This window comes from Peptoniphilus sp. DNF00840, assembly GCF_001553125.1.
Lineage (GTDB): Bacteria > Bacillota > Clostridia > Tissierellales > Peptoniphilaceae > Peptoniphilus_A > Peptoniphilus_A vaginalis.
This window is the reverse complement of the sequence record NZ_KQ960218.1, coordinates 61797-71385: the sequence shown is the minus strand read 5'-3', so window position 1 is coordinate 71385 and position 9589 is coordinate 61797. Positions and strand designations below refer to the sequence as shown.

The following is a 9589-nucleotide window of genomic DNA, read 5'->3' as shown; positions in this document are numbered from 1 at the left end:
AGGTTATACTTGACTTTTGTTAGCAGGTTTTTATGCAAGTAATTAAGTCTATGGTATTTTTAAATTGAAAAAACATGACCTTATAGGATGCTATAACTTTATAGAGATTTGTAAAGTTGTAAATAATTATGGCTTTATGAATATTTGTAAAGTTTCAAAGAGCTGCGACTTAATGAGCATTTGTAAAGCTTATAAAAGATTAGGAGTCTATAAAAAATTATAAACTTCTAAAATGATGCAAGTTTATAAGGATCATTCAAGTAAAAAAAATAGAAGGGGAACCTTTAAATAAAATATGATAAAATAATTTTGATAAATTTTATCAAAAACTATTTACAAAATAAAAAACCTATACTATAATGAACACAGTTAATGATAGTAAATGTCATTTAACAAAAATTACTTTGATTTTGGGAACCCCATAACTCCTAAGATTAATAATAAAATTATACCAATCTTCACTCTGAAAAGAGAAAATAAGACTGCTTCGGCAGTCTTTTTTTTGCAGAAAAATGAAAATTTTAAATAAATTAAATTAATATTTTGAATAAATTAAAACTTCTAGGCTTATATTAACTTATGGACAAGTGGAGGCTTCTTTGTGAGTTAATATGAAGTTATAAAAATTTAATTTTGTGAAGTTAATCTACAGCTTGACTCTATAAAATTTGAAATCACAAATGCAAATTTTAAAAAATTTTAAAGCTTGCAAGCCCTATAAGTGAAAAAAATTTTTATTACTTCAATAGGGAGGGTAGGTTAATTATTTTGTAGCCACAAATATACTTACTTTAACTTTACAAAAACTCCCCAAAAATTTAAGAATATTATATAATTGAAAATTAGAAGGTGATTAGATGTTTAATAAAAATAAATCAAAGGAGGTCAAGGCCTTTAATGTCTATGACATTTTGATTCATGGACTTTTTGGATTAATTATTGGTCTTGCTATGCTAACATTGGCACCAGGTGGAGGTCTGCCTGGTAAATTAATAAGGACTCCCCTAGTCTTGATTTTAAATTTCATTCCAATATTACTTACAGGAATTTTATTTCAAGGACTTCTTGGTAGAAGAAGACCTGCCTTAATTTTAAATTCCATTTTTTACTTAGTGATTTTTGTTGTAAACAGGAATAAGGTTTTTTATAGGAATGCGCCACTTAAAATTTCTGACATAAGACTTGCTGGCGAAGCTCTTAATATGACTAAGAATTCTTATTATCCAGACCTAAGGGGAAGTCTTACAGCCCTTGCTGGGTTAATTGTCTTGCTAGTCTTGGCATTTATATTTAAAAGTAAAAAGATCAGATTAAAGGATAGAATAATTTCAGTTCTTGTAGTTTTAATTTCATCAGCCTTGCTTGTTACTTGTGTCTACTCTAAGGACGATCTATACTACAAACTTCCAGTTAAGGGGAATATTTATAATTCAATTGATCAGTGTAACTCCAAGGGCTTTAATTATTCCTTCTTATACAATTTGAAAAATTCTTTTATAAGACCACCAGAAGGCTACAATGAAAAAGAAATTGCAGAACGTGACTCCAAAGACCAAAGCAAAAACATTGAAGCAATAAAGAAGATGGAAAGGCCAAATATAATTTGGATAATGGGAGAGGCCTTTACAGACTTGTCACAAGACCCACAATTTACTTTTGAAAAGGGCAATGACCCTAATGAAAACTTTAAAATCTTGCAAGATAAATCTGTCCTACATGGTAGGGTTGTAGTCCCTGCATATATTGGTGGAACAGGTGATACAGAGTTTGATGTTTTGACAGGGGCGATGACTATTAATTGTGCACCTGACAACAACTACGCTTTTAATGCCATAAAAAGAGATGTTGGTTCCCTTCCAAATCTTTTAAAGACTATTGGCTATAAAACTTATGGTTTTCACCCTGGCTTTGCCTGGTTCTATGGAAGAAAAGATGTCTATCCAAAGATTGGACTTGATGACAATATCTTCCTAGAAGATATAAAGGAACCTCTTATGAAGGGTGGATATGTAGATGAAAAACAATTTACAGAAATTTATAAGGAAAGATTTTTAAAGGCAGTAAAGGAATCTAAGGAACCAGTTTTATCTTACGCAGTTGATATCCAAAACCATGGACCTTATGATCTTAGCAAGTATGGAGAAATTTTGCCCTTCACTTGTAAGTCACAACTTACTGAAGATGTAAAGAATAGTATTGGTTCTTACTTCTTGGGGGTAAAGGCCATGGATACAATGTTGGGAGAAATGTACAAGACTATGGAAGAACTTGACGAGCCAACTATTATGATATTTTATGGTGACCACTTGCCAGGTCTTGGAACAAATCAGTCAGGCTTTGATGAAATTGGAAAGCATCTTTCCAATGAAAATATTGATAAGGAAGTAGAATTTTACTCCACTCCTTATATAGTAGTTGCTAATGAAAAGGCCAAGGCCCTTATGGACAAGAAGAGGGTTGAAGTAAAGGATGGTCAACCTATTGCTGCATGCTATCTTTCATCAACTGTCCTAGATATGTTGGGCTTTAACAAGGTGGATAATTTCTTTATCTACAATTCAGATTTGAGGAAGAAGCTCCCAATTATTTCAAGAAATTATGTTTTTGATGGCAAGGAAGCTTATCCAAGACAAGAAGTAAAGGGCAAGGCAAAGGATTATTATGATGACTACAGGAGATACCAATATTACAGGATTAACAAGTAGGTGACTTATGGAAAATATTTTAAAAATTGTTGAAGAAATCTCTGGTGAACTTGCTTCACTTAGAAAATTTATTTATAATAACCCAGAAATTGGCTTTGAAGAGTACAAGTCTTCAAAGGCCCACATTGATTTATTAAAAAAGCATGGCTTTGATGTAGAGTGTCCTTATCTTGGATGTGAGACTTCCTTTAAGGCAGTTTACGATTCAAAGAAAGCTGGAAGGACAATTTCTTATTTGTCAGAATATGATGCCCTACCAGGAATTGGTCACGGATGTGGTCACAACATCCTAGGAGCCACTGCCACAGGAGCAGGAATAGTCTTGTCAAAGTTAATTGATGAGATTGGCGGAAGAGTTATTGTCTTTGGAACTGCAGCAGAAGAAGTTGGCGGTACAAAAATTGAACTTGCTAGATCAGATGAACTAAAGGATGTTGATGTTGCCATTGAGATGCACCCAGGTGACATTAATTCAGTTACACCAAACTCCTTGGCACTTGCCACAAGAAGGTTCGAGTTCTTTGGCAAGACTGCACACGCTGCAGACACACCTCATGAAGGGATCAATGCCCTTGATGCGCAAATAGTTTTATTCTCAGCTATTAATGCCCTAAGACAACAAACAAAAGACGGATCAAGAATACACGGCATCATAAAAGATGGAGGCAAAGCTGCTAACATTATTCCTGACTACACTGATTCAAGATTTTATGCAAGAAGTCCAGAGAAAAAATATCTCTTAGAACTTTTGGAAAAACTTGAAGCTTGTGCCAAGGGTGCTGCTCTTGCAACAGGATGCCAAGTTAAAATTTCTGAATACGAAAAGGGAAATGACAACACAGTGAGAAATCTTGCCTTTAATGAAGTCTTAATGGAAAAAATGAAAAAATATCTTGATGAAGAAGTTAAGGACATAGAACTAAACTCAGGCTCCACTGATGCAGGAGATATTTCTCATGAAGTCCCAACACTTCACGGCTATTTTAAAATCGCTGAAGAAGGAACACCATCTCACACAGTAGAGTTTAGGGACGCCACTATGACTGACTACGCCTTTGACCAAATGAAAAAAACTATTGCAGCCATTGTTGAAGTTGGAATAGAAGTTTTGCAAAATGATGAAGTTTATGAAAAAATTTTAAGTGAGTTTAAAGAAAGTATAAAAACTGGTAAAATTATTCCTCACAAGTAATTAAATAGCTATAAGGTATTAAAAAACGCCTCTCTTCTTGGTATAATATTAAGGATAGAGGTGTTTTTTGTGAAAACAGAAATATTTAAATTTAAGGGGAATGGCAAAGATAAAGTTTATCTAAAAAAAATAAGTCAGACCCTAAGAGATGGAGGCCTCGTTGTCCTGCCAACAGAAACTGTCTACGGACTAGGTGGCAATGGACTTAACAAGAGGACTTGCAAAAAAATATATGAAGCCAAGGGCAGACCTAGCGACAACCCACTAATACTTCACATAGCAGACAATTCACAACTAGATGATTTAGTTGCAGAAGTACCTGAAGTGGCAAAAAAATGTATTAAGAAGTTTTGGCCAGGTCCCTTAACAATAATTTTCAAAAGGTCAGACAAGATACCTGACGAAGCAACAGGTGGCCTTGACACAGTTGCCATAAGAGAGCCAAGCAACAAGATTGCCCACGACATTTTAAAGTCAGTGGATTTTCCAGTAGCTGCTCCTTCAGCAAACCTATCTGGCAGACCTTCCCCAACTAAGGTGGAACACGTAATAGAAGACCTTGATGGTCGAGTTGATATAATTGTAGATGGGGGACATTCCGTTGTTGGAATAGAATCAACAGTTCTTGATGTAACAGTTGACCCACCAATGATTTTAAGACCAGGCAAGATTACCCTTGAGGACCTACAAGAAGTTGATGAAAGAATAACTATTGATACAGCCACTATTGATTCCAAGTCCCAAGAAGTGCCAAAGTCACCAGGACAAAAGTACAGGCATTATGCTCCAAGGGCAGAGGCAATTTGCTTTGGCGGTAGACTTGATAAACTTGTAAATGAAATCAAGAAGAATATAGAAGAAAACAAGGGTAAGAAAATCGCAGTTCTTGCAACTGAAGAAACCTATGATGAATATGTAAACAATGCCGTAGAATTACTTATTAACCTTGGATCAAGAGAGCATTTGGAAGAGGTTGCTACAAATCTTTTTGATGCACTAAGAAGATGCGACGAAGAAGATATTGACATAATTTTTGCAGAAGGTTTCGAGCTTAGGGGGATGGGTCTTAGCATAATGAATAGGCTCTTGAAGGCTTGCGGTGGCAAGGTAGTCATGAGGATTTAGGAGGAAATATGAAAATAGGAATTGGTTCAGATCACGCAGGTTTTTATCTAAAAAAAGACCTAATCCAATATCTTGAAGAAAAAAATATTGAAGTCAAGGACCTGGGACCCTTTGATGATTCAAGGGTAGACTATCCAGACTATGGTCACGCAGTAGGTCATGCTGTAATAGACGAAGGTCTAGACTTTGGCATAGTAATTTGTGGATCTGGAATTGGGATTTCAATTTCTGCAAATAAGGTAAAGGGAATAAGGGCAGCACTTTGCTCTGAACCCTACTCAGCAAGGCTTGCAAGACGTCACAATGATGCCAATGTTTTGGCTCTTGGAGCAAGGCTTATAGGCCACGACATGGCAATAGAAATACTAGATGCCTTCTTAGATGAAAAATTTGAAGGTGGAAGACACATTAATAGAGTAAAGAAAATCGAGGAGGACTAAAATGGGATACACTTTAATAAAACACCCACTAATTGATCACAAGATGACAATATTAAGGAAAAAAGGAACAAGCTCCATGGAGTTTAGACAAGTTGCCAATGAAATAGCAACGCTTATGGGCTACGAAGTTACAAGAGACCTTGAAACTGAAGAAATTGAAATAGAAACTCCTATTTGCAAGACTACAGGAAGGGTTATCTCTGGTAAGAAGGTTGGAATTGTGCCAATCCTAAGAGCAGGACTTGGTATGGTAGAAGGTCTACTTACAATTATCCCAGCAGCAAGAGTTGGTCACATAGGAATGTACCGTGACCCAGAAACTCACAAACCAGTAACTTATTATTCAAAGCTTCCTAAGGACGTTTCATCAAGACTTATGCTTGTTGTAGATCCAATGCTTGCAACTGGTGGTTCCCTAATAGAAGCCATAGACGAACTTAAAAGAAATGGTGCAAAAAACATCAAGTCAATAAATCTATTAGCAGCCCCAGAAGGATTAGAAGCTGTGCAAAAAGCCCATCCTGATGTAGAAATCTATCTTGCAGCTATTGACGAAAGATTAAACGACGACAAATATATTGTACCTGGCCTAGGAGATGCAGGAGATAGATTATTTGGAACTAAGTAAGAGGTTAATATGTATAAATTTGTAATTCCTTTTTTAGCGGCCTTTATACTGACATTTATTCAAATGCCCTTTACTATAAAGTTCGCAAAAAAGAAGGGTTTTTTAGATGTGCCCAAGGATGAGAGACGTGTCCACAAAAAACCTATACCAGTAGGCGGTGGCATAGCCATGGTGATATCTGTTTCCATCCTTATGGTCTACTATCTGCCAATAAATAAAAACTTAATGATGACACTTATCGCCTCTCTTATCATTGCCATATCTGGACTTTATGATGACAAGGAAGGCCTAAGTCCCAAGTTAAAATTTCTTTTTCAAATTTTAGCGGCTGTCATATTAATTCTTGGTGGGATGAAAATAGAATTTTTCACAAATCCCTTTGACTCCCATGATGCCCTACTTATTTTAAATATTTTGTCTATACCAGTTACAATTTTTTGGGTTTGTGGAATAACTAACACAATTAACTTAATTGATGGACTAGATGGACTGGCGTCAGGAGTCTCAATGATATGTGCCATCTCAATGTTCTTTATAACATATAAGATGGGAAGGTACGACGTGAGCCTTGTATGTGTCTTAGTAGCAGGTGCATGTCTAGGATTTTTGCCCTTCAACTTCAATCCAGCAAAGATATTTATGGGAGATACGGGAGCCCTTTATCTTGGGTTTATGCTTTCATATATAAGTATTTCTGGATTTTTAAAACAAGCTGCCATATTAATGATATTTGTGCCAGTTTTAATCTTGGGAGTGCCAGTATTTGACACAGCCTTTGCCATGGTTAGAAGAAAATTATCAGGTAAGTCCATGGTGGAAGCCGACAAGGGTCACCTCCATCACAGACTCTTGAAAATGGGACTAAATCAAAGGCAGACTGTTGTAATTCTCTATTCTATATCTGCAATCTTTGGAGTTCTTGCAAATTTAATTTCAAGATTTCATTCATCAATTGCCCTTGTAATTTCTATAGGAGTTTTACTTATAATAATTGCAACGGGAGTGGCAGCAGGTATGTTAAAAAACAAGGAGGAATAAATTGAAGGTATTATTTGTATTTGGTACAAGGCCTGAGGGCATAAAGATGGCACCAATAATAAAGGAAATTCAAAAGAGGAAGAACCTAGAGTGCTATACTTGTGTCACAGGTCAACACAGAGAAATGCTGGACCAAGTGCTAGAAATTTTTGATATAAAACCAGACTATGATTTAAATATTTTTAAGAAGGGTCAATCTCTTACAGATGTGACAACAAAAACTCTTTTAGGTCTTGAAGGAATCCTAGATGAATTAAAGCCAGACATTTTACTTGTCCAAGGAGATACCACTACAGTATTTGCTGCAGCTCTTGCTGCCTTCTACAAAAAAATAAAAATTGGTCATGTTGAAGCAGGCTTAAGATCAGGCAACATTTATTCACCTTATCCAGAAGAAGCCAACAGGAAACTAACAGGTGTAATTTCAAATTATCATTTTGCGCCAACTGAATCAAACAGGCAAAACCTAATCAATGAAGGCTATGATGAAAGAAATATTTTCATAACTGGCAATACTGTTATAGATGCCCTTAAGTATTCTGTTAAAGAAGATTTTATATTTGACGATGAAATTTTAAACAATTTAGATTATAATAGAAATGTAGTGTTACTTACTGCACATAGGAGAGAAAATTGGGGCAAGCCAATGGAAGATATTTTCAAAGCCATAAGACGTGTAGTCTTGGAAAAGGAAAATCTTGAAATTGTATTCCCAAGGCACTTAAATCCTATAGTAAGGGAAGCTTCTGAAAAGTATTTTGCTGATTTAGATAGGGTTCATTTAATTGAACCACTTTCCTACCTTCCTTTTTCAAACTTAATGGCAAGGGTAAAATTTGTTGTTACAGATTCAGGAGGAGTTCAGGAAGAAGCACCTGCTCTAGGGAAACCCGTTCTAGTTCTTAGAAATGAGACAGAGAGAATGGAGGGAGTAGAAGCTAAGACTGCAAAACTTGTTGGTACAAAGGAACAAGATGTTTATGATTCTATAGTTGCCTTACTTGAAGATAAGGACCTATATGATGAGATGGCAAAAGCTGTCAACCCTTATGGGGACGGTCATGCAGCAGAAAAAATTGTTGATGTACTAGAAAGTATGATTTGATTTTAGGATATTAAATCTATTTAGCTAGCAGTATAAATTGGCATAACTTTTAATAAAAGTTGAAATTAGAGAGAAATAATATTTTTACTCACACAACTTGTACAAATCAAAGGGAGAGAGTGTTTTAACTAGTGGCAATTGCCACATGGCACTAATAAGGAGGAAAACATGGAAGATAGAATTGTTATAGCATCAGCTGCAAGAACAGCTGTAGGTAGTTTTGGAGGACAATTTAAGAACACTCCAGCAGTAGAACTTGGTTCAATTGCAGCAAAAGAAGCTCTTAAGAGAGCAAATGTAAAACCAGATATGGTAGACGAAGCTTACATCGGTAATGTTCTTCAAGCAGCACAAGGACAAAACGTTGCAAGACAAGTTGTACTTGGAGCAGGAATTGATATTAAAACTCCAGCAGTTACACTTAATATCGTTTGTGGATCAGGACTTCGTGCAGTAAGTTTAGCAGCTCAAGTTATTAAGGCAGGAGATGCTGAAATCGTACTAGCTGGTGGTACTGAATCAATGTCAATGGCACCTTACGCTCTTACAAATGAAAGATGGGGAGCAAGAATGGGCGACAAAAAAGTTGTTGATACAATGATTAACGACGGACTTTGGGATGCTTTCAACGACTACCACATGGGTATTACAGCTGAAAATGTAGCTGAAAAATATGGCATTACAAGAGAAATGCAAGACGAACTTGCCGCAAGATCTCAAAACAATGCAGAAAGAGCTAAAAAAGAAGGAAGATTTAAAGACGAAATCGTTCCTGTAGAAATTAAAGATAGAAAAGGCAATGTAACAGTTTGTGACACTGACGAATTTATTAGAGATGGTGTAACAGCTGAAGGACTTGCAAAACTTAAACCAGCTTTCAAAAAAGACGGTACAGTTACAGCAGGTAACGCATCTGGAATCAACGACGGTGCAGCAATGCTTGTACTAATGAAAGAATCTAAGGCAAAAGAACTTGGAGTAGAACCTCTTGCATACATTATTTCTTATGCAACAGCAGGTGTTGACCCTAAGATTATGGGTACAGGACCTATCCCTTCATCAACTAAGGCACTAAAAATTGCTGGACTAAAGGCAGATGACCTTGACCTAATCGAAGCTAACGAAGCTTTTGCTGCTCAAGCTTGTGCAGTTAACAAGGAAATGGGCTTTGACATTAGCAAAGTTAACGTAAACGGTGGAGCTATTGCAATAGGTCACCCAATTGGAGCAAGTGGTGCTAGAATTTTAACAACTCTATTATTCGAAATGAAGAAGAGAGATGCTAAGAAAGGACTTGCAACACTTTGTATCGGTGGAGGAATGGGAACAGCTCTTATCGTAGGAAGGGACTAATCT

At 36.1% G+C, this 9589-nt stretch carries 8 protein-coding genes; all 8 read left to right on the top strand.

Translation table 11 applies throughout. The features are described 5' to 3' along the window. The first annotated feature begins 857 nt into the window (after positions 1–857). On the top strand, positions 858–2705 hold the full coding sequence (locus HMPREF1864_RS05600) for an LTA synthase family protein (protein WP_062571852.1): 1848 nt from the start codon (positions 858–860) through the stop codon (positions 2703–2705). A gap of 7 nt (positions 2706–2712) precedes the next feature. Continuing rightward, complete coding sequence (locus tag HMPREF1864_RS05595; RefSeq protein WP_062571851.1) at positions 2713–3897, top strand: M20 family metallopeptidase; 1185 nt, start codon at positions 2713–2715, stop codon at positions 3895–3897. 69 nt (positions 3898–3966) lie between these two features. After that, positions 3967–5022, top strand: a complete 1056-nt coding sequence (locus tag HMPREF1864_RS05590) for an L-threonylcarbamoyladenylate synthase (RefSeq protein WP_062571850.1) — start codon at positions 3967–3969, stop codon at positions 5020–5022. Between the two features lie 8 nt (positions 5023–5030). Beyond that, the gene (rpiB, locus tag HMPREF1864_RS05585; protein WP_062571849.1) at positions 5031–5462 is read left to right on the top strand and encodes a ribose 5-phosphate isomerase B; all 432 of its coding nucleotides are present in this window, start codon (positions 5031–5033) and stop codon (positions 5460–5462) included. Position 5463: 1 nt separating this feature from the next. Next, positions 5464–6090 (top strand): uracil phosphoribosyltransferase, encoded by a 627-nt coding sequence (gene upp, locus HMPREF1864_RS05580; RefSeq protein WP_062571848.1) that lies wholly within the window; start codon positions 5464–5466, stop codon positions 6088–6090. A gap of 9 nt (positions 6091–6099) precedes the next feature. After that, positions 6100–7128 carry a glycosyltransferase family 4 protein gene (locus HMPREF1864_RS05575; protein ID WP_062571847.1) on the top strand — a complete coding sequence of 343 codons (1029 nt, stop codon included), beginning with the start codon at positions 6100–6102 and terminating at the stop codon, positions 7126–7128. A 1-nt stretch (position 7129) separates the two neighbouring features. After that, positions 7130–8233 (top strand): non-hydrolyzing UDP-N-acetylglucosamine 2-epimerase, encoded by a 1104-nt coding sequence (gene wecB, locus HMPREF1864_RS05570; protein ID WP_062571846.1) that lies wholly within the window; start codon positions 7130–7132, stop codon positions 8231–8233. A 168-nt stretch (positions 8234–8401) separates the two neighbouring features. Further along, on the top strand, positions 8402–9586 hold the full coding sequence (locus tag HMPREF1864_RS05565; protein WP_062571845.1) for an acetyl-CoA C-acetyltransferase: 1185 nt from the start codon (positions 8402–8404) through the stop codon (positions 9584–9586). Positions 9587–9589: the final 3 nt, after the last annotated feature.

What these genes read in the sequence shown, in the direction of transcription:
- rpiB (WP_062571849.1), top strand. Translation starts at nt 5,031, where the DNA reads ATGAAAATAGGAATTGGTTCAGATCACGCAGGTTTTTATCTAAAAAAA.
- HMPREF1864_RS05595 (WP_062571851.1), top strand. Translation starts at nt 2,713, where the DNA reads ATGGAAAATATTTTAAAAATTGTTGAAGAAATCTCTGGTGAACTTGCT.
- upp (WP_062571848.1), top strand. Translation starts at nt 5,464, where the DNA reads ATGGGATACACTTTAATAAAACACCCACTAATTGATCACAAGATGACA.
- HMPREF1864_RS05600 (WP_062571852.1), top strand. Translation starts at nt 858, where the DNA reads ATGTTTAATAAAAATAAATCAAAGGAGGTCAAGGCCTTTAATGTCTAT.
- HMPREF1864_RS05575 (WP_062571847.1), top strand. Translation starts at nt 6,100, where the DNA reads ATGTATAAATTTGTAATTCCTTTTTTAGCGGCCTTTATACTGACATTT.
- HMPREF1864_RS05565 (WP_062571845.1), top strand. Translation starts at nt 8,402, where the DNA reads ATGGAAGATAGAATTGTTATAGCATCAGCTGCAAGAACAGCTGTAGGT.